Raw genomic sequence first — 18,249 nt, forward strand, 5'->3', positions numbered from 1 at the left:
TTTTTTGGCCTTTTTGGTTTCCAGCGCTTGATGAATAAGCGCCACCAGCTATCAAAACAGAAGCAGTTTGCACAACCCAGCGCCCCCCCATCACCCCCACAGCACCGACCGCATTGAGATCGACGCCGACTGGTAGCCCGTGTTGAAGAAACGCGGCATCTCACTGGGCAACACGGCCCCCGCCGCATACAGCAGCGGCAGATAGTGCTCATGCGTGGGGTGCGCCTGCTGGGCCACGGCGCCCAGTTTCTGGAAGTCCTGCAGGGCGCCCAGCTGGCCCTTTTTGATCTGCTCCTGCACCACGGTGTCGAACTCGGTGGCCCAGTCATACGCTTCGTTGGCGGCCGAGCCACGGCGGGATGCGCGCAGGTTGTGCACGATGTTGCCGCTGCCCACGATCAGCACGCCCCGCTCGCGCAGGCCCTTGAGCTGCTGGCCCAGCGCATAGTGCTCGGCCGGTGCGCGGCTGTAGTCCATGCTGAGCTGCATCACCGGGATGCGCGCCTGCGGGAACATGGGTTTGAGCACCGACCAGGTGCCATGGTCCAGCCCCCACTCGCCCTCGTCCACGCCCAGTGCGGCGCCCGTGGCGGGGGATTTCAGCTCCTTGGCCAGGCTGCGTGCCACCGCCGGTGCGCCCGGCACCGGGTACTGCTGATCAAACAGCGCCTGCGGAAAACCGCCAAAGTCGTGGATGGTCTTGGGATTGGCCATGCCGGTCAGCTGCCAGCCCCCGCGCGTGAGCCAATGGGCCGACACACACAGGATGAGCTGCGGCTGCACGGCGCGCGCCGTCAACTCGGCCCCCACGGCCTGCCAGCTGCGGCGCCAGGCGTTGTCCTCGATGGCGTTCATGGGGCTGCCGTGGCCCACAAACAGCACCGGCATGCGGGGTGAGGGCTTGAGCGCCTGCAACGCAGAGGCCGTGGCGGCGCTGCTCAGGGACGTGGTCATGAAAGCTCCCGGAAAGGCGGCCAGGCCCGTGAGGGCGGCCAAAGAGGTTCTGCGTTGCATGGGTCAGAGAGCGTAACAAATTATGTATAACGCAGGGAGTGAGCCCGCGCACGCCCCTGAAGTTCCGGCGCCGCGCCTTCCTTTCAAAACCACAACGCCGAGACAAGCCCCCACCCATGACAAACGCCCTGCCCCAGCCCCTGCGCAATGTCCGCGTCCTCAGCCTCGCGCTCAACCTGCCCGGCCCCGCCGCCCTGATGCGCTGCGCGCGCATGGGCGCCGACTGCACCAAACTCGAACCGCCGCCACCGGCCGGGTACCCCAGCGCAGACCCCATGGGCATCTACAGCCCGGCGGCCTATGCCACGCTTCACAGCGGCGTGCGCGTGGTGCATGCGCACCTCAAGACCGCCGAAGGCCAGGCCACGCTGCACGCAGAACTGGCCCGCACGGATGTGCTGATCACCTCGTTCCGCCCCTCGGCCCTGGCCAAGCTGGGCCTGGGCTGGGAGGCGCTGCAGTCCAAATACCCGCGCTTGTCGCTGGTGCGCATCGTGGGTGCGGCGGCCGAGCGGGCCGAGGAGCCCGGCCACGACCTCACCTACCTGGCCGACGCCGGGCTGGTCACCGGCACCGAGATGCCCCCCACGCTGTACGCCGACATGGGCGGCGCGCTGATGGCCAGCGAGGCCGTGCTGCAAGCCCTGCTGGAGCGCGCCCACACTGGCAGCGGCGTGTGCATTGAAGTGGCACTGGCTGACGCCGCCGCCTGGCTGGCCCAGCCGCGCGACTGGGGCCTGACCACGCCCGAGGGCGACGTGGGTGGCAACCACGCGGGCTACCGCATCTACCCCTGCGCCGATGGCCGCGTGGCCCTGGCCGCGCTGGAACCCCACTTTGCCGCCAGCCTGTGCGCCGCCGCAGGCCTGTCCGCCACGGGCGACCCGCAAGTGCTGCGCGCCCCCGCCACCCACACGGCTGTGGCGACGTTCCTGCGCACGCAGACACGCGCACAGCTGGATGCGCTGGCGGTGGGCCAGGACATTCCCTTGCACACCCTGGCCTGAGAACCCCTTTCGCCGATGCAGAAACAGGGAACCGTCATCCGCTGGGACGCCACCCGCGCCTTCGGCTTCATCCGCAGCCCGGACACCTCGGCCGATGTATTCTTTCACGTGCGGGACTACCGTGGCAGCGCTGCGCCCCGCGAAGGGCTGGCCGTGGTGTACGAAGAAATCCACGGGGGGGGCAAAGGGCCTCGGGCCATGGCGGTGCAGCCCATGGCCCAGCAAGGGCACGCCCCCCAGCCCCGCCCATCGGCCAAATCACCCCCACAGCGGGCTCGACACGAACCGGCGCAGCGGGTTACCAAGCCGCAAACCCAACGCCGTCGGCGTCCCGCAGCTAACAGCGGCCCGCCTACCCATGCGGGCCCGGCGCTGGTGCTGATGCTGGGCTGGCTGGCGCTGCTGGCGTGGGGCCTCTGGGCGGGCAGGCTCCCGTGGTGGGTGATGAGTGCGGCTGTGGCCATCAATCTCCTCACCTTTCTGGTCTACGCCATCGACAAAAGCGCCGCGCAAAACGGCCAGTGGCGCACCAAGGAAAGCCACCTGCACCTGCTGAGCTTGGCAGGCGGCTGGCCGGGCGCGTGGTTTGCCCAGCAATGGCTGCGGCACAAATCCCGCAAGCTGGAGTTTCGCGCGGTGTACTGGACCACCGTGGTGCTGCACTGCGGGGCGCTTGGAGCCTGGGTGGGCGGGTGGCTTCGATAGATGCGCCGCAACTGGAAAATCGCATATCAATTTTGATAGCTGCTCGCGCTTTACGGATAAGCGCCAGAGGCTGTTTTAGTCATATTTCTGGCACTTCCCCTGCGCCGCAAGGGGCGCTGACGCGCAGATTGCCCGCTGGCCTACACCACGCGCCGGGGCCACGGTTTTCAATCGAAGAGGTCTGAACCACCTCGGGAGAAGCCCATGAAACCCCTCGTACTTGATTCCACCATGACCAACCTGGGCGGAGTTTTCTACCCCACCGGCCACGTGTTCGCCCTCTTCCCCGACGAGGACTGCGTGCGCCAGGCAGCCGCCGCGCTGCAAGCGGTTGGCCACCAGGGTGAAACCGCCTACGCCAGCCCCGAGGCCATCCTGCAAGAGATCGTGCACACGCTGGGCACGGCAGATGCACCGCTGCCGTCAGTGGGCGCCGAAGGCGACATGGTGCGCCGCATTGCCGATCTGGCTGGCAAAGGCCACCACGGCCTGTTGATCGCCATGGCCGACAAGGACGACGCTGACACCTTGGTTGCAGCCATCGCCCCCGAGGGCGCAGTCACCGCTTTTTATTACCGCACCTTCGTCATCGAAGACCTGATCTCTCAACCCGCAGACGATAGCCCGCAATCCGTTGTGGTGGGCACCCACGCTGCCGCGCCCTGAGCGCACTTGATCTTGGCCTGCATAACGAACGGCTCGGATGGGCTTGGTTGGGCCAACCAGGGGCTCACACAGCGCATGGTGCTGGATCTGTGGTCGGCCCCCTCCGGCCGTGCTGCGTCTGGGCGTCGCAAAAACACAACCAACCACAATGTTCCCATGGGCCTTCGCCTTTTTAGTCAGGCTCACAAAACACCTCGTGAAGAGGTCTAGAAAACAGCCGCCTCGTGATCCGCAGCCCTAGCGCGCACTGGACACACGACACCTCCCGAGGAACGAAGTGGTGCCAAACTTTGCATGCGTTGGTGAATTGATCGCTATATAGTGGGCTGACAACATCGCACCGCCAAGAATTTGTTAACAATCTCCCAGGGGTCGCCTGCGAGATCGTCAACAGGCTCTATGGGCCCTGCCGCCGCGTTCAGGACATTTGGACGGCAACGCTCAGCATGAGGTGCGGACACTTTGATGAGGGCGCGCCGGACAAGGCCATCAGGCATCACCGGCGCATGAGGTGAGGGACCCATCCATGGATGTATTGCAGCCAGTCGACCGCAAACCAGTGCCATTGACACTGCGGGTGACCTGGCCATTCATTGTCATGGTGCTGCTGCTAGCCGCCTGCGCCACGGCCAGCCTCCAGATCCTGTCGGGTGTACGCGCCTTTGTGGCAGGCGAAAGCCTGTGGACCAAAGGCCAGAAGGACGCGATCTATTTCCTGAACCAGTACGCCATCAATGGATCGCCCCAGGCCTTTGAAGGATTCACCCGCGCCATGGAAATCCCGCTGGGCGACCGGGCAGCCCGGCTGGCCCTGCAGCCCGGCCAGGTGCAGACCGATGTGGCGCACGAGGGCTTTCTGCGCGGCGGCAACCACCCGGACGACATCGACAGCCTGATCTGGCTGTTGCGCTACTTCGACGACTTCGATCTGGTAAAGAAGCCCGTGGACCAATGGCTGGTGGGTGACGAGTACATCCGTGCGCTGCGCGATCTGTCGCACGAAATCCACCAGCGCAACACTGCGGGTACGGCGGATGCCCCCACGCGCGAACGATGGCAGAACACCATCCGCGACATCAATGCGGGCGTCACCCCGGCGGCCAGGAACTTCAGCGAGGCACTGGGCGAAAGCTCACGCCAGATTGTGCTGCTGCTGATGTGGGCCAACACGGGCATGGCGGCCGTACTGATTGTGCTGACCCTGTGGCACACGCATGGTCTGCTGGAGCAGCGCCGCCGGGCAGAACGGACACTGGAGGCTGAACGCGAGCAGGCGCGCACCACCCTCACCGCCATTGGCGACGGGGTCGTGACCACCAACACCCAGGGCCAGGTGATGTACATGAACCCCGCCGCCGAGGTGCTGCTGGCCCGCCCAGCGACCCAGGCCACCGGCCAGCCGCTGGCACAGTTGCTGGTGTTTGATGGCGAGGCACCGCCTCTGTCTGCCGACACGCTGGTGCAGAACATTCTGCGCAGCAGCGGCAGCGCGCCCCTGGGCAACGTGCACACCACCCTGGTGCGGCCTGACCAGACCGTCGTGCCGGTGAAGCTCGTGGGCTCGCCCATTCGCCACCGCGGCATGCTCACCGGGGCTGTGCTGGTGCTGCACGATGTGACGCGCGAGCAGCACTATGTAGAGCAGCTGTCTTGGCAGGCCACCCATGATGCGCTCACAGGCCTGGTCAACCGGCGCGAGTTCGAGCACCGCCTCGAAGCCCTGCTCGCGCAGCCCCGCCCCTCGGGGCGCGAGGGCTCGCTGCTGTATGTGGACATGGACCAGTTCAAGCTCATTAACGACACCTGCGGCCACCAGGCGGGCGACGAGATGCTGCGCGAGGTCTGCAGAATGCTGCAAAGCCACCTGCGCGAGGGCGACACGCTGGCGCGCCTGGGTGGCGACGAGTTCGGCATTCTGCTCAAGGACTGCCCGACCGGGCCCTCGGCCCGTATCGCCGAGCAGTTACGCCAAGCCGCGCAGGATCTGCGCTTCACCTGGGAAGGCCAGCAATTCACCACCGGCCTGTCCATCGGCATGGTGCAACTCATCCCAGCGCTCACCACAATCCAGGAGGCCATGCGCGTGGCAGACATGGCCTGCTACCGCGCCAAGGAGGGCGGACGCAACCGCGTTGTCATCTACCAGCCGGAAGACATTGAAATGAGTCGCCGCGAGGGTGAGATGGACTGGGTGCGGCGACTGCGCCTGGCGCTGGAGCACAACCAATTCGAGCTGCACGCCCAGGCCATTGCCCCCCTGCAACCCAGTGGCGAAACCGGCCTGCACATGGAGGTGCTGCTGCGCCTGCGCGAAGACGACGGCCAGTTGATTGCGCCTGGGTCTTTCATCCCGGCGGCCGAGCACTACGGCATGATGACCTCCATCGACCGCTGGGTGGTCCGCCACACGCTGGAAGCCCTGGCACGGCGTCAGCACCAGCCGGGCCTGCTCCCGGTGCACACCTGCGCCATCAACCTCTCAGGCACCAGCCTGGGGGACGACAGTCTGCTTAAGCTGATCCGCAGCGCCTTGGCCGAATCGGAGGTGGACCCACACATACTGTGCTTCGAGATCACGGAAACCAGCGCCATATCCCACCTGCCCAACGCCGCGCGGCTGATGAAGGAATTGCAGCAACTGGGCTGCCGCTTTGCGCTCGACGACTTTGGCGCGGGGATGTCGTCTTTCAACTACCTCAAACACCTGCCGGTCGACTACCTCAAGATCGACGGCAGCTTTGTGAAAGACATGCTGCACGACTCTGCCAGCTGGGCGATGGTGGAGATGATCCATCACATCGGCCAAGTGATGGGCAAACAGACAATTGCGGAATTTGCAGAATCCCAGGCCATTGTGGATGCGTTGCGGGACATTGGCGTGGACTACGCGCAGGGCTATGCGCTGGCGCGGCCCAAGCCGCTGCAGGACTACCTCACCCTTGGCAATCCTCCCTGGCCGGGGCCTGCACGAAGTGCAGGCATGGCTCCAGGGCAAGCACCGCCGCACACCTCTGCACGCCCCCAGCAGCAGGCCTGATGGGCCGCGACCTGCGCCGTCAACGCGCTTTCTTGAAAGCCTTGCCACCGCCAGATGGCTTGGGGGCTGCTGCAGCAGAGCCCGTCACCCGGGGCGGCAAGCCCGTGTGCTGGGTCAGCATTCGGCCCTTCTGGGGCTGCCCCACCTTGGGCTGCGCACCCACCGCAGGTTTGCCCACCGGGGTGGAGTTCTTGCGGCGCGCGCTCTGGTAACCGCCATCCGTCAGGGGCTGAAACGTCGGGATCAGGTGGTGCTTGCCATTGCCGATCAAGTCCGCCCGGCCCATGGCCTTGAGCGCATCGCGCAGCAGCGGCCAGTTGTTGGGGTCGTGGTAGCGCAGGAAGGCCTTGTGCAGGCGGCGGCGCTTCTCACCGCGCACGATGTCCACCGACTCTTCGGCCGCATCGCGCATCTCGCGGCGCACGCGGGTCAGCGTGTTGCGGCCCGAGTGGTACATGGCCGTGGCCGTGGCCATGGGGCTGGGGTAGAAGGTCTGCACCTGGTCGGCGCGAAAGCCGTTCTTCTTGAGCCAGACGGCGAGGTTCATCATGTCCTCGTCGCTCGTGCCTGGGTGCGCGGCGATGAAGTACGGGATCAAGAACTGCTTTTTGCCCGCCTCTTCGCTGAACTTCTCGAACATCTGCTTGAAGCGGTCATAGTTGCCAATGCCCGGCTTCATCATCTTGGACAGCGGCCCCTGCTCGGTGTGCTCGGGCGCGATCTTGAGGTAGCCACCCACGTGGTGCTGTACCAGCTCCTTCACGTACTCGGGGCTCTTGACGGCCAGGTCGTAGCGCAGGCCCGAGCCGATCAGGATCTTCTTGATGCCCTTGAGCGCGCGGCCACGGCGGTAGATCTTGATGAGCGGGCCGTGGTCGGTGGTCAGGTTCTGGCAGATGCCGGGGTACACGCAGCTCGGTTTGCGGCAGGCGGCTTCAATCTCAGGGCTGCGGCAGCCCAGGCGGTACATGTTGGCCGTGGGGCCACCCAGATCGCTGATGGTGCCGGTGAAGCCCTTGACCTTGTCGCGGATGTCCTCGATCTCCTGGATGATGGAATCCTCGGAGCGGCTCTGGATGATGCGGCCTTCGTGCTCGGTGATGGAGCAGAAGGTGCAGCCGCCAAAGCAGCCGCGCATGATATTGATCGAGAACCGGATCATCTCCCACGCGGGGATCTTGGTGCCGTGGTCGTGGCTGCCGTTCTCGTCGGCATAGCTGGGGTGCGGGCCACGCGCGTAGGGCAAATCAAACACGTAGTCCATCTCGGCCGTGGTCAGCGGGATGGGTGGCGGGTTGAGCCACACGTCGCGCGCCGTGACCCCCTCGCCGTGCGCCTGCACCATGGCGCGGGCGTTGCCGGGGTTGGTTTCCAGGTGCATCACGCGGTTGGCGTGGGCGTAGAGCACAGGGTCGCTTTTCACCTGCTCGTAGCTAGGCAGGCGGATCACGGTCTTCTCGCGCGGGGGCACCTTCAGCTTGGCCCGCAGTGCCGGGTTGGGCACAAACTGGATGGGCTGGATCACCGGATTGGACTCATTTTGGCCGCTGGCGCCCGTCCCACATGCGGCAGCAGCTCCTGATTCAGGAGCATCGTCCTTGCTACAACTGGCCCCTTGCGCGGCGGCTTGCTCGCTCGTGGTCATGTAGGGGTTGATGTGCGCTTCCACCGGGCCAGGCTCGTCCACGCTGGTGGAGTCGATCTCGAACCAGCCCTTGCCGCTTTCATCGTCCGGCCGACGCACAAACGCCGTGCCGCGCACGTCCGTGATCTTCTCGACCGGCTCACGCGCTGCAATGCGGTGGGCCACTTCGACCAGCGCGCGCTCGGCGTTGCCGTACAGCAGCAGGTCGCATTTGCTGTCCACCACGATGCTGCGGCGCACCTTGTCGCTCCAGTAGTCGTAGTGCGCAATGCGACGCAGGCTGCCCTCGATGCCGCCCAGGACGATGGGCACGTCCTTGTACGCCTCACGGCAGCGCTGGCTGTAGACGATGGCTGCGCGGTCGGGGCGCTTGCCGCCAATGTCTCCGGGGGTGTAGGCGTCGTCGCTGCGGATCTTGCGGTCGGCGGTGTACCGGTTGATCATCGAATCCATGTTGCCCGCCGTCACGCCCCAGAACAGGTTAGGCTTACCCAGCACCTTGAAGGGGTCAGCGCTCTGCCAGTCGGGCTGGGCAATGATGCCCACGCGAAAGCCCTGGGCTTCGAGCGTGCGGCCGATCACGGCCATGCCGAAGCTGGGGTGGTCCACATAGGCGTCGCCTGTGACCAGAATGATGTCGCAGCTGTCCCAGCCCAGTTTCTCCATCTCGGCGCGGCTCATTGGCAAGAACGGGGCCGTGCCAAAGCGCTTGGCCCAGTACGGACGGTAGCTGGTCAAGGGCTTTGCGGCGCGCGCAAAAAAGGAGACGTCAACGGGGGCGTTCATGCAGTGGGAGGGCGGCCACCCCATGGATCAACGGGGCATCGTGGGGCGCGGCTGTGGTGGGTAACCCGCGATTTTACGGTGGCAAGCCGTTTTTGTCGCTGCACCTGCCTTGCCCCTGCGCCATGGAGGTCTTGCCCCACGGGGCGCATATACTTGCCAAAGTCAATCAATTACATGACAAAGGCATTTATGAAAGCACCTACCGACTCCTCTCAGCCATCAGCACCCACCGCATCTCCCGCCCCGGTGCCCGCCAGTGCCGTCAAGGCGGTGCGGCGGTTCAACCGCTTTATCACCCGCCGCATTGGCGTGCTGGACCCGTATCTGGGCAGCAAACTGTCGCTGACTGACGTACGTGTGCTCTACGAGCTGGCCCACAGGGATGCCCCTGTGGCCAGCGAACTCGCGCGCGACCTAGGACTGGACGGCGGGTACATCAGCCGGATACTGCGGCGTTTTGAGCAAACTGGCTGGATAGAGCGCCGCGCCAGCACCCAGGACGCGCGGCAGAGCCTGGTCACGCTCACCCCTGCCGGGCGCGAGGCGTTCGAACCGCTGCAGCAGCGCTCACGCGACGAGGCCGCCGCCCTGCTCGCCCCCCTGCCCCCCGCGCGGCGTCAAGAGGTGGTGGATGCGATGGAACGGATTGAAACCCTTCTGTCCCCCACCACCAACGCAGCAGAGGGAACCCGCGTCGCCGTGTTGCGCGACCCACAACCTGGCGACATGGGCTGGGTGGTGCAGCAGCATGGCGAGATCTATTGGCGCGAATACGGCTGGGACAGCCGCTTTGAGGCGCTGGTGGCGGACATCGCAGCGCAGTTTTTGCGCAAGTTCCAGCCCGCGTGGGAGAAAGCCTGGATCGCTGAACTGGATGGCGAGCGCGTGGGCTCGGTGTTTTTGGTGCGCAAATCGGCCACCACCGCGCAGTTGCGCATGCTCATCCTCAGCCCCAAAGCCCGAGGCCTCGGCCTGGGCGCACGGCTGACCGACGAATGCATCGCCTTTGCGCGCGCAAAAGGTTACAAAAAGATGGTGTTGTGGACCAACAGTTGCCTGACAGCCGCACGCGGCATCTACGGGCAGCGCGGTTTCCAGCTGGTCAAAACCGAGCCCTACGAAGGCTTTGGCCAGCAGCTGGTGGGAGAAACCTGGGAGCTGAAGCTTTGACCAGCGTGCTCATAGCAGGCAACCTGATCTCCGGCGATGGCGGCAAAGTCAACGTCGGCTGATGGGGCCCACCGCCGCGCGCTGCGTCACCACCAACAAGGCGCAGCGCTACCACTCACCCACTTCGCGCACGCGCTGCGCCAGGTCCGGCATCGCGTCATCGTCCAGTTCTACCGCCTGGCTGGTCGCCGCACACCCCGCCGCGACCGAGTTGATGCTGGATGCTTCGGAGCCCGAGGGTGAAATGAAACGGCCAAACAAATGGCTGGCGAGGGAGGTAGGCAAAGGTGCAGAGAGCGGCGTGGCAAACATGGCGGTTCCTTTTCTGATGGCCCGAGTGCTTTCAAATGCGTAGCAACAACGTAGGCCACAGCAACAAGTCCGCAGTGTAGGAACGCATGCCAATGGCGTGTGTGACAGAACGCACATTTCGAACAGGGTTCGTAGCGTTCAGCGCCATCCGCGGCGCGGCCTGTGACTTTCATCACAGTCTGCCACTGGCTCGCACCGTCGCGCACCGCCGTACACTCACCGCCCCATGCCCCAGACCTTGGCTGCGCCCGCGCACAGCGAACTCATCATCAAGAAAAGCCGGTTCATCGGCTGCGTGCAACCCATGGCCGACCGCGCCAGCGCACAGGCGACGGTAGATGCGCTGTGGAAGCAGCACCCCGGCGCTGCCCACATCTGCTGGGCCTTGCTGGCAGGCGGCCAGTCGGCTGCGGTGGACGACGGCGAGCCGGGTGGCACCGCCGGCCGCCCGATGCTGGACGTGTTGCGTCACCAGGACCTGGAAGGCGTGCTGGCCACGGTGGTGCGCTACTTTGGCGGGGTCAAGCTGGGTGCGGGTGGCCTGGTGCGCGCCTATACCGACACCATTGCCCAGGCACTGCTCACTGCCCCCAAGGTCACGCTGCAACGCATGACCACGCTGCAATGCATGGTGCCCTATGCGCTGGAGGGGCTGCTGCGCCGTGAGATTGAGGCCGCAGGCGCCGAACTGGTGGCCGTGCAGCATGGCACGCTGGTCAGCCTGCAACTGCGCCTGCCCCAAACGCAGGCCGCCCACTTTGTGCAACGCATCAACGACCAAGGGCAAGGCCGTGTGGGCTGGACGGCCCCCGACGCCTGACCACACGCCACACCTCGCCCTCAAAGCCTGTGCGGCCTGCAGCTCCAGGTGCGCAATCGCCCAACGCGGCTTCACCCAAACGGCCTGTGCGCCTACAGCAGTGTGGCGGCGCGCGCTTCACACTGCGGCTTTGCAGACTTCCGAGGAAGCCCCGTGGCCCAACTGCTCGACACCCTCATCATTGGCGCAGGCACGGCGGGCCTGGCCGCCCTGCGCGAAGTGCGCAAACGCACCAACCGCTATCTCATCGTCAACGAAGGCCCCTGGGGCACCACCTGCGCCCGCGTGGGCTGCATGCCGTCCAAGGCACTGATCGAGGCAGCCAACGCCTTCCACCGTCGCCACACCTTTGAAGAATTTGGCCTGCGGGGCGCAAACGCATTGACCGCCGACCTGCCTGCCGTACTGCAGCGCGTGCGCGCCCTGCGCGACGACTTTGTAGCGGGAGCCCTCCAAGCCACCAGTGAGCTGGGCAGCACCCAAGTGTCAGGGCGCGCAACGCTGCTGGGGCCACGTTTGGTGGACATCGACGGTACGGCTTACGCCACGCGCAGCATCATCATCGCCACGGGGTCACGCCCCCGCGTGCCAGACAAATGGCTCGCGTTTGGCGACCGCATGCTCACCACCGACACCTTGTTCGAGCAGCCCAGCCTCGGCCCGCGCATTGCCGTGATCGGCATGGGCCCGATCGGGGTGGAGATTTCGCAAGCCCTTGCCCGGCTGGGCTTGCAGGTGGCGGCATTCACCACCAGCCACACGCTGGCCGGCCTGAGCGACCCGGCGCTCAACGCCGAACTGACAGCCCTGCTCAAGCAAGACATGGTGCTGCACATGGGCGCCAAAGCGCAACTGCGCGAAGTGCCCGGAGGCATTGAAGTCGCCAGCGGCGCCAACCGCGTGGTAGTGGACCAGGTCATCGCCGCCATGGGCCGGGTGCCCAACATGGAACACCTGGGCCTGGAGACACTGGGCGTGCCCCTGGACCAGCGCGGCTTGCCCACCGTGGACCCGCAAACCCAGCAAATTGGCGATTTGCCGGTGTTTCTGGCGGGTGACGCCAATGCCCACACCCCGCTGCTGCATGAGGCTGCGGACGAAGGCCATATTGCGGGCATGAACGCCCTGGCCACCACACCCACACGCTTTCGGCGCCGCACCTTGCTGTCCATCGTTTTTGCCGACCCCAACGTCGCCGTCGTGGGGCCGCGCGTGGCCGACATGGACCCGCACAGCACCGTCACCGGCACCGCCAGCTACGCAACCCAAGGCCGCGCCCGCACCGCCCAGCGCAACCACGGGCGCCTGTGCGTCTATGCAGACCATGCCAGCGGTCGCCTGCTGGGCGCCGAGCTGTGTACCCCTGATGGCGAGCACCTGGCACACCTGCTGGCCCTGGCCGTGCAGCAGCAACTGACGGTGCAGGACCTGTTGGGCATGCCTTTCTATCACCCCACCCTGGAAGAAGGCCTGCGTACCGCATTGCGCGACGCCGCCCGCCAACTGCCTCACGCCCGCGCCTCCGACCTGGCCGCCTGCGCAGCCCTTGGTGTGCCAGCGCTGGACTAACTGACGCCAGAGCCAGAGACCACTGAACGTGTAACAACGCTCAAGCCTCGTGCTGGCATGCCGATAACCTACCATTGCCCCAAGGAGTCCCCATGGACGTCGCCCTGACCAACAGCATCGTCAACACCGCTACCAATCTGGCCAGCGCCAAGACGTCGGACGCCCTGAATATGGTGGTGCTGAAAAAGGCGCTCGACATGCAGGCCGTCTCTGCCGCCACCATGATCGACGCCATGCAGCAGTCCATGCCGCAGCCCGCACTGGCCACTAGCGGCACGCTGGGCACCAACGTCAATACTTTCGCCTGAGGGGCTAAGCCTCCGCTTGCGCGGCTCAGCGCAAACGCGCGGGCGACAGCCCTTCCAGCCGCACGCCCTCACGCACCAGCTCTTCGGCCAGCGGCTCGCCCCGCAACAGCTGCCGCGCCAGCAACGAGGCGCCCGCCGCGCTCTGAATCCCATACCCGCCCTGCCCGGCCAGCCAGAAGAAGCCGGGCACATGGTTGTCCCAGCCAATCACCATGTCGCCATCGGGCACAAACGAACGCAGCCCGGCCCAGGTATGCGACGGGCGGCGGATCTGGAAGGTGGTCATTTCCTCGATGTGATAAATGCCGGTGGCCACGTCCAGCTCCTCGGGCACCACATCGTGCGGATGCGTGGGGTCGGCATTGGCTGGCGAGCCCAGCAGTTGCCCCGCATCGGGCTTGAAGTAAAAGCTTTCGTCAATGCCGATCACGGCGGGCCAGTGGGTGGCGTCCATGCCTTCGGGCACGGGAAAGGTAAACGCCGTGCGCCGACGCGGCTCCAGCCCGATGGGCGGCACGCCCGCCAGGCCCGCCACCACATCGGCCCAGGCGCCCGCAGCATTCACGATGGTCGGGGCCGCAAACACCCGCCCGTCGGCCAGCGTCACCTGCCACCCGTTGCCCTCGCGTCTTACAGCCGTGACCTCGGCATGCGTCAGCACCTGGCCGCCACGCTGGCGCAGGCCACGCAGGTAGCCCTGGTGCAGAGCATTCACGTCAATATCGGCCGCCTCGGGCTCGCTCATGCCTGCGGCCACAGCCTCGGGTTTGAGGCAGGGCAGCATCGCCAGCAAATCGGCCCGCTCCACCCATTGCACGTTGGGCGAGGCGGCGTGCGCTTCGTCGAAGGTCTGTTTCAGCAGATCCAGCTGGTCTGGCCCCGCCACATAGACCACGCCCCGGGGCGAGAGGATGGGGCTGTCGCCAAACTCCGGCGGCGGTGCGTCATAAAACGCACGGCTGGCCCGCGTCAGCGCTTGGATGTTGGGCGTGCCATAGGTCGCCATGTACAGCGCTGCCGAGCGGCCTGTGGTGTGGTAGCCGGGCTGCGATTCGCGCTCCAGCAGCAGCACGCTGGCGCCCTGCTCTGCGGCGCCGGGCTGCACCAGTTGCCAAGCCAGGGAGGCCCCGGCAATGCCTGCGCCGATCACGATGGTGTCCACGGTTTGCATGGTCTATGTCTCCTTCTAAACCGCCGAAACCTGCGCAGCCGATGCCGCACGGTCGTCGCGCGGCAGGCTGCGGGCGTCGCGGGAGTCCGGTGCCATGGTCACGATGGAGGTCAGCGCGGGCTCGGCGCGCGTCTGCACCAGCTTGGCGATGTCGGGCCGCGGCCGTGCCAGCCCTGCAACGCCCTTGAACGCCTGCTCCAGCGCATGCCCCACGCCCAGCGTGTGGCGGTCGGCACGGAACCGGCCCACGATCTGCAGGCCAAATGGCAAGCCCGCATCGTCCAGCCCACAAGGCAGGCTGAGCGCCGGGTGGGTGGTGAGCGTGGTCACATAGGTCAGCGCCAGCCAGCGGTAGTAGTTGGCCTGCGGCTCGCCGTTGATATGGCTGGCGAACAGCTCGGTCCACGCAAACGGCGACACGGGCGTGGTGGGCGCCAGGATCACGTCGTACTGTTCATACAGCTTCTGGAAGCGCGCCAGGATGCGCGTCTGCTCGGCCTGCGCCCAGGCGCTGTCCAGCAGCGTCATGGCGGCGCCCATTTCGTAGTTGGCGCGGGTGTTGGGCCCCAGGCTGGCGGGGTCGCGCTCGTAGGCCTCGCGCGTGCTGGCCACAAAGGCTTCGGCGCGCAGCACGTCAAAGCAGCGGTGCACATCGCCCAGGTCGATATCGACGGCATCGCATCGGGCAAACAAGTGCTTCATGGCCTGTACCTTGCGGCGGAACACGGCGCGGATGCCGTTGTCCACCGCGCAGGCACCAAAGTCTTCGGTGTAGGCCACGCGCAGGCGGCTCAGGTCCACCGCTTCGGGCAGCAAGAAGCTCATCGGGTCCAGCGGGTAGCTCAGCGGGTCGCCGGGCGACATGCCCGCCGATGCGGCCAGTTGCAGGCAGGCCTCTTCCACCGTGCGGCCCATGGGGCCCACCACCGAAATCGGCGTCCAGCCCAGCAGCTTGCGCGAGCTGGGCACCACGCCGGGCGAGGGCCTGAAGCCCACCACACCACAAATGGATGCCGGAATGCGCAGCGACCCGCCTGTGTCCGAGCCCGTGCACACCGGCAGCATGTCGCACGCCAGCGCAGCGGCCGAGCCGCCCGACGAGCCCCCGGCGTTCAGGTTCGGGTTGAACGGATTGCCCGTGGCGCCCCACACGGTGTTGCGCGAATTGGCACCCGCGCCCATCTCGGGGATGTTGGTCTTGCCCGCCACGATGGCGCCCGCCGCGCGCAAGCGCGCCACCAGCACGTTGTCTTCGGCAGGAATGTGATCGCGGTAAATCTGCGACCCATAGGTGGTCAGCAACCCAGCCGTGGCCTCCAGGTCCTTCACGCCCATGGGCAGGCCGTGCAACAGGCCCAGCGGCTCGCCGCGCAGCACCGCCTGCTCGGCCGCTTTGGCTTCGGTGCGGGCACGGTCGTAGCAGGTGGCGGTGACGGCATTCACCTGCGGGTTCACCGCCTCGATGCGCTCGATGCAGGCATCGAGCAGTTCTACCGGCGAAATCTCGCGCGTGCCGATGTGATGGCGCAGTTCGTTGGCGGTCAGCTCAACCAGGGCTTGGGGGCTTGTTGTGGTCATCTCGGGCTTGTCTCCTTGTTCTGGTCACACGGGTTCAGTCTGCGGTGATAGCAGCGCGCTGTGCAATGGCGCGCATCAGCGGCAGCTCCTTGTCGATCAGCTCGGCCAACACCTTGGACGAAGCATAGGACGGCTCGAACCCCACCGCGATCATCTTGTCACGCGTTTCGGGGTCCGACACCACCTGGGCCAGCGCCAGCTCCAGCCGCGCCTTCACGGCCGGTGGCAGCCCACGAGGCGCCACCATGGCCAGCCAGGTGTCCATCTCCAGGCCCGGATAGCCGCTCTCGGCCAAAGTAGGCACCTTGGGCAGCAAGGCCGAGCGTTTGCCGGAGGTCACCGCGATGGCCTTGATCTTCCCGTCCTTGAGCTGTGGCAGCGCGGCCGAGACGGTGTCCACCGTGAACGGGATCTGCCCGCCGAGCAGGTCGGTCATCGCAGGCGCACTGCCCTTGTAAGGCACATGCTGGATCTTGAGACCCGCCGCATGGAAGAACATCTCGCCCGCAAACTGCGACGTGGTGCCCGTGCCGAACGAGCCATACGAATACTTGTCGGGCGCCGCCTTCACCAGGGCCACGAACTGCTTCAGGTCGTTGGCCGGCACATCCTTGTTGGCCAGCAGAATCAACCCCGTGCGGCCCGTGATGCCAATGGGCTCAAAGCTCTTGACCGGGTCATACGGCAGCTTGGCGCGCACGGCGGGGTTGACGGTGAAGGTGGTGCCCGAGCTCATGAGCAGCGTGTAGCCGTCGGGCGTCGCCCGCGCCACCGACGTCGCACCGATCACCGTGCCCGCCCCCGCGCGGTTGTCGATCACCACGCTCTGGCCCAGCTTGTCGCCCAGCTTTTTGCCGATGAGGCGCCCCAGCACATCGGTCGCACCACCGGGCGGGAACGGAATCACCAGCGTGATCGGTTTGGTGGGGAAAGCCCCCTCCTGCGCCATGGCTGGAGCCCATGCGGTGGCCCCCAGGGCAGCGCAGAGGGCGGCAGACAAAAGCAGTTGCTTGCGGTTCATGGCGTGGCTCCAGACAAAGAGAAATGAACGAGGAAAGGAAGCGAAACAGAAAGAAGGAACGAAGAGCGTGGCAAAGTGCTCAGGCCTGCGCGGCCAGCACCGCCCGCCCACGCTGCACAAAACCCTGGTACTGCGCATCGGGTACCAGCAGGCCGCCGGTGGTCCACACCAGGTGGGTGGCATGCGCAAACGCGGCGCCCACGCCGCTGGCACGCAGCCAGGCCTGCCCGGCCGCAGTGCTGGTCAACATGGCCGGGCCACTGAAGCCTGCGGCGGCCGAGGGCTCGATGCGCTCGCCCAAGGCGTCCAGCACCCGCACCAGGTGCGCAAACAAGGTGTCGTCGGCGACAGTGAACACGCCCGACAGCAGCGGCCGCATCAGCTCGGCCGCCAGCAGGGACGCACGCGGCACAGCCAGGCCATCGGCCTCGGTGCGGTTGGTCAGGCCCCAGTCGTACACCGAGGGGTGCTCCCCCTGCCCAGCCATCATTTGCACCATGAAGCACGGCGACTGCACCGGCTCTGCAAAAAAGCAAAACACATGCGGCCCCAGCACCTGCCGCAAGCCAAAGGTGATGCCCGCTGGCGCACCGCCCACGCCGCAAGGCAGGTAGACGATGAGCGGGTGCTCGGCATCCACCGCCACGCCCTGCTCTGCCAACTGCTTTTGCAGGTGCAACGCCGCAGCGCTGTAGCCCAGCAGCAGCGAGAACGATTGCTCGTCGTCCACAAAGTGGCACAGCGGGTTGCTGGCCGCCTCGGCACGGCCTGCGGCCACGGCGCGTTCGTAGTCGCCCGCGTGTTCCACCACCTGCACCCCGCGCTGGCGCAGGCGGTCTTTTTTCCATTCCTTGGCATCGGCCGACATGTGTACCGTAGCCTGAAAGCCCAGGGCCGACGCCACCACCCCAATGCTCATGCCCAGGTTGCCCGTGGAGCCCACCGCCACCTGGTAGCGGCCCAGCACCTCGCGCGCAGCCGGGGTGGCCAGCGCGCGGTAGTCACCACAAGGCTCGACCAGACCGTGCTGCAGCGCCAGCCCCTCGGCAAACTCCAGCACTTCATGCATGCCGCCCCGAGCCTTGATGGACCCCGCCACCGGCAGGCTGTGGTCGGCCTTGATGAACAAGCGGCCCTGCCCTTCGGCCCAGCCCAGCGCAGGTTGCAACAGGTCAGCAGGCAGCAAGGGCGACTCCACCACCCCACGCGTGGCGGCCAGCTCGGGGAACACCTCTGCCAGCAGCCCGGCAAACCGGGCCAGGCGCGCCGCAGCAGCATGCGTATCATCCAGACTAATGGTTCTGCCGAGTGCTGGCAGTGCTGCGGCTGGCTGCGCCTGCCGGGCCGGATTGCTCCATAAGGCGGGTTGGGCGTTGCGCAAGCAGGCGGCCAGCAGGGAGTCCACAGTGGTTTGGGGTACGGCAGTCGTCATGGCGCATT

General features: G+C 66.2%; 15 protein-coding genes. 8 read left to right on the plus strand and 7 right to left on the minus strand.

Annotated features, from left to right (window positions below; all coding sequences use genetic code 11):
- Positions 1 to 90: 90 nt before the first annotated feature.
- Positions 91 to 954 (minus strand): 4,5-DOPA-extradiol-dioxygenase, encoded by an 864-nt coding sequence (gene ygiD, locus OIN59_RS08360; protein ID WP_456057489.1) that lies wholly within the window; start codon positions 952 to 954, stop codon positions 91 to 93.
- Positions 955 to 1,130: 176 nt separating this feature from the next.
- On the opposite strand from ygiD, the gene OIN59_RS08365 reads away from it, so the two are divergent.
- From OIN59_RS08365 to OIN59_RS08380, 4 genes are all read left to right on the plus strand, one after another.
- Positions 1,131 to 2,021: a CoA transferase gene (locus OIN59_RS08365; RefSeq protein ID WP_274109168.1), complete on the plus strand. Its 891-nt coding sequence runs from the start codon at positions 1,131 to 1,133 to the stop codon at positions 2,019 to 2,021.
- Positions 2,022 to 2,036: 15 nt separating this feature from the next.
- On the plus strand, positions 2,037 to 2,726 hold the full coding sequence (locus tag OIN59_RS08370; protein WP_274109170.1) for a cold shock and DUF1294 domain-containing protein: 690 nt from the start codon (positions 2,037 to 2,039) through the stop codon (positions 2,724 to 2,726).
- A gap of 204 nt (positions 2,727 to 2,930) precedes the next feature.
- On the plus strand, positions 2,931 to 3,392 hold the full coding sequence (locus tag OIN59_RS08375; RefSeq protein ID WP_274109172.1) for a hypothetical protein: 462 nt from the start codon (positions 2,931 to 2,933) through the stop codon (positions 3,390 to 3,392).
- A 526-nt stretch (positions 3,393 to 3,918) separates the two neighbouring features.
- The gene (locus tag OIN59_RS08380) at positions 3,919 to 6,429 is read left to right on the plus strand and encodes an EAL domain-containing protein (protein WP_274109174.1); all 2,511 of its coding nucleotides are present in this window, start codon (positions 3,919 to 3,921) and stop codon (positions 6,427 to 6,429) included.
- Between the two features lie 19 nt (positions 6,430 to 6,448).
- On the opposite strand, the gene OIN59_RS08385 is transcribed toward OIN59_RS08380, so the two are convergent.
- Positions 6,449 to 8,860: a YgiQ family radical SAM protein gene (locus OIN59_RS08385; protein WP_274109176.1), complete on the minus strand. Its 2,412-nt coding sequence runs from the start codon at positions 8,858 to 8,860 to the stop codon at positions 6,449 to 6,451.
- Between the two features lie 189 nt (positions 8,861 to 9,049).
- On the opposite strand from OIN59_RS08385, the gene OIN59_RS08390 reads away from it, so the two are divergent.
- Positions 9,050 to 10,030, plus strand: coding sequence for a bifunctional helix-turn-helix transcriptional regulator/GNAT family N-acetyltransferase (locus OIN59_RS08390; RefSeq protein WP_274109178.1), 981 nt, complete (start codon positions 9,050 to 9,052; stop codon positions 10,028 to 10,030).
- A 108-nt stretch (positions 10,031 to 10,138) separates the two neighbouring features.
- Here OIN59_RS08390 and OIN59_RS08395 read toward each other — a convergent pair whose 3' ends face one another.
- Entirely contained in the window at positions 10,139 to 10,342 is a 204-nt protein-coding gene (locus tag OIN59_RS08395; RefSeq protein ID WP_274109179.1) for a hypothetical protein, read from the minus strand.
- Between the two features lie 226 nt (positions 10,343 to 10,568).
- Between OIN59_RS08395 and OIN59_RS08400 the strand changes: the two genes are divergently transcribed.
- From OIN59_RS08400 to OIN59_RS08410, 3 genes are all read left to right on the plus strand, one after another.
- Positions 10,569 to 11,162, plus strand: coding sequence for an IMPACT family protein (locus OIN59_RS08400; protein ID WP_274109181.1), 594 nt, complete (start codon positions 10,569 to 10,571; stop codon positions 11,160 to 11,162).
- A gap of 153 nt (positions 11,163 to 11,315) precedes the next feature.
- Positions 11,316 to 12,731: a dihydrolipoyl dehydrogenase gene (locus OIN59_RS08405; protein ID WP_274109183.1), complete on the plus strand. Its 1,416-nt coding sequence runs from the start codon at positions 11,316 to 11,318 to the stop codon at positions 12,729 to 12,731.
- 92 nt (positions 12,732 to 12,823) lie between these two features.
- Positions 12,824 to 13,039, plus strand: a complete 216-nt coding sequence (locus tag OIN59_RS08410; protein ID WP_274109185.1) for a YjfB family protein — start codon at positions 12,824 to 12,826, stop codon at positions 13,037 to 13,039.
- Between the two features lie 25 nt (positions 13,040 to 13,064).
- Here OIN59_RS08410 and OIN59_RS08415 read toward each other — a convergent pair whose 3' ends face one another.
- From OIN59_RS08415 to OIN59_RS08430, 4 genes are all read right to left on the minus strand, one after another.
- The gene (locus tag OIN59_RS08415) at positions 13,065 to 14,210 is read right to left on the minus strand and encodes an NAD(P)/FAD-dependent oxidoreductase (RefSeq protein ID WP_274109187.1); all 1,146 of its coding nucleotides are present in this window, start codon (positions 14,208 to 14,210) and stop codon (positions 13,065 to 13,067) included.
- A gap of 15 nt (positions 14,211 to 14,225) precedes the next feature.
- Positions 14,226 to 15,788: an amidase gene (locus OIN59_RS08420; protein ID WP_274109188.1), complete on the minus strand. Its 1,563-nt coding sequence runs from the start codon at positions 15,786 to 15,788 to the stop codon at positions 14,226 to 14,228.
- A 34-nt stretch (positions 15,789 to 15,822) separates the two neighbouring features.
- The gene (locus OIN59_RS08425; protein ID WP_274109190.1) at positions 15,823 to 16,809 is read right to left on the minus strand and encodes a Bug family tripartite tricarboxylate transporter substrate binding protein; all 987 of its coding nucleotides are present in this window, start codon (positions 16,807 to 16,809) and stop codon (positions 15,823 to 15,825) included.
- 79 nt (positions 16,810 to 16,888) lie between these two features.
- Positions 16,889 to 18,241, minus strand: coding sequence for a D-serine ammonia-lyase (locus tag OIN59_RS08430; protein ID WP_274109192.1), 1,353 nt, complete (start codon positions 18,239 to 18,241; stop codon positions 16,889 to 16,891).
- Positions 18,242 to 18,249 lie beyond the last annotated feature (8 nt).

This window comes from Acidovorax benzenivorans, from assembly GCF_028680575.1.
Lineage (GTDB): Bacteria > Pseudomonadota > Gammaproteobacteria > Burkholderiales > Burkholderiaceae_C > Acidovorax > Acidovorax benzenivorans.

Bases quoted from the DNA above. Each gene is read 5' to 3' on its own strand.
- OIN59_RS08380 (WP_274109174.1), top strand. From the start codon at position 3,919: ATGGATGTATTGCAGCCAGTCGACCGCAAACCAGTGCCATTGACACTG.
- OIN59_RS08430 (WP_274109192.1), bottom strand. From the start codon at position 18,241: ATGACGACTGCCGTACCCCAAACCACTGTGGACTCCCTGCTGGCCGCC.
- OIN59_RS08425 (WP_274109190.1), bottom strand. From the start codon at position 16,809: ATGAACCGCAAGCAACTGCTTTTGTCTGCCGCCCTCTGCGCTGCCCTG.
- OIN59_RS08415 (WP_274109187.1), bottom strand. From the start codon at position 14,210: ATGCAAACCGTGGACACCATCGTGATCGGCGCAGGCATTGCCGGGGCC.
- OIN59_RS08420 (WP_274109188.1), bottom strand. From the start codon at position 15,788: ATGACCACAACAAGCCCCCAAGCCCTGGTTGAGCTGACCGCCAACGAA.
- OIN59_RS08365 (WP_274109168.1), top strand. From the start codon at position 1,131: ATGACAAACGCCCTGCCCCAGCCCCTGCGCAATGTCCGCGTCCTCAGC.
- OIN59_RS08410 (WP_274109185.1), top strand. From the start codon at position 12,824: ATGGACGTCGCCCTGACCAACAGCATCGTCAACACCGCTACCAATCTG.
- OIN59_RS08385 (WP_274109176.1), bottom strand. From the start codon at position 8,860: ATGAACGCCCCCGTTGACGTCTCCTTTTTTGCGCGCGCCGCAAAGCCC.
- OIN59_RS08370 (WP_274109170.1), top strand. From the start codon at position 2,037: ATGCAGAAACAGGGAACCGTCATCCGCTGGGACGCCACCCGCGCCTTC.
- OIN59_RS08400 (WP_274109181.1), top strand. From the start codon at position 10,569: ATGCCCCAGACCTTGGCTGCGCCCGCGCACAGCGAACTCATCATCAAG.
- OIN59_RS08395 (WP_274109179.1), bottom strand. From the start codon at position 10,342: ATGTTTGCCACGCCGCTCTCTGCACCTTTGCCTACCTCCCTCGCCAGC.
- OIN59_RS08390 (WP_274109178.1), top strand. From the start codon at position 9,050: ATGAAAGCACCTACCGACTCCTCTCAGCCATCAGCACCCACCGCATCT.
- ygiD (WP_456057489.1), bottom strand. From the start codon at position 954: ATGACCACGTCCCTGAGCAGCGCCGCCACGGCCTCTGCGTTGCAGGCG.
- OIN59_RS08375 (WP_274109172.1), top strand. From the start codon at position 2,931: ATGAAACCCCTCGTACTTGATTCCACCATGACCAACCTGGGCGGAGTT.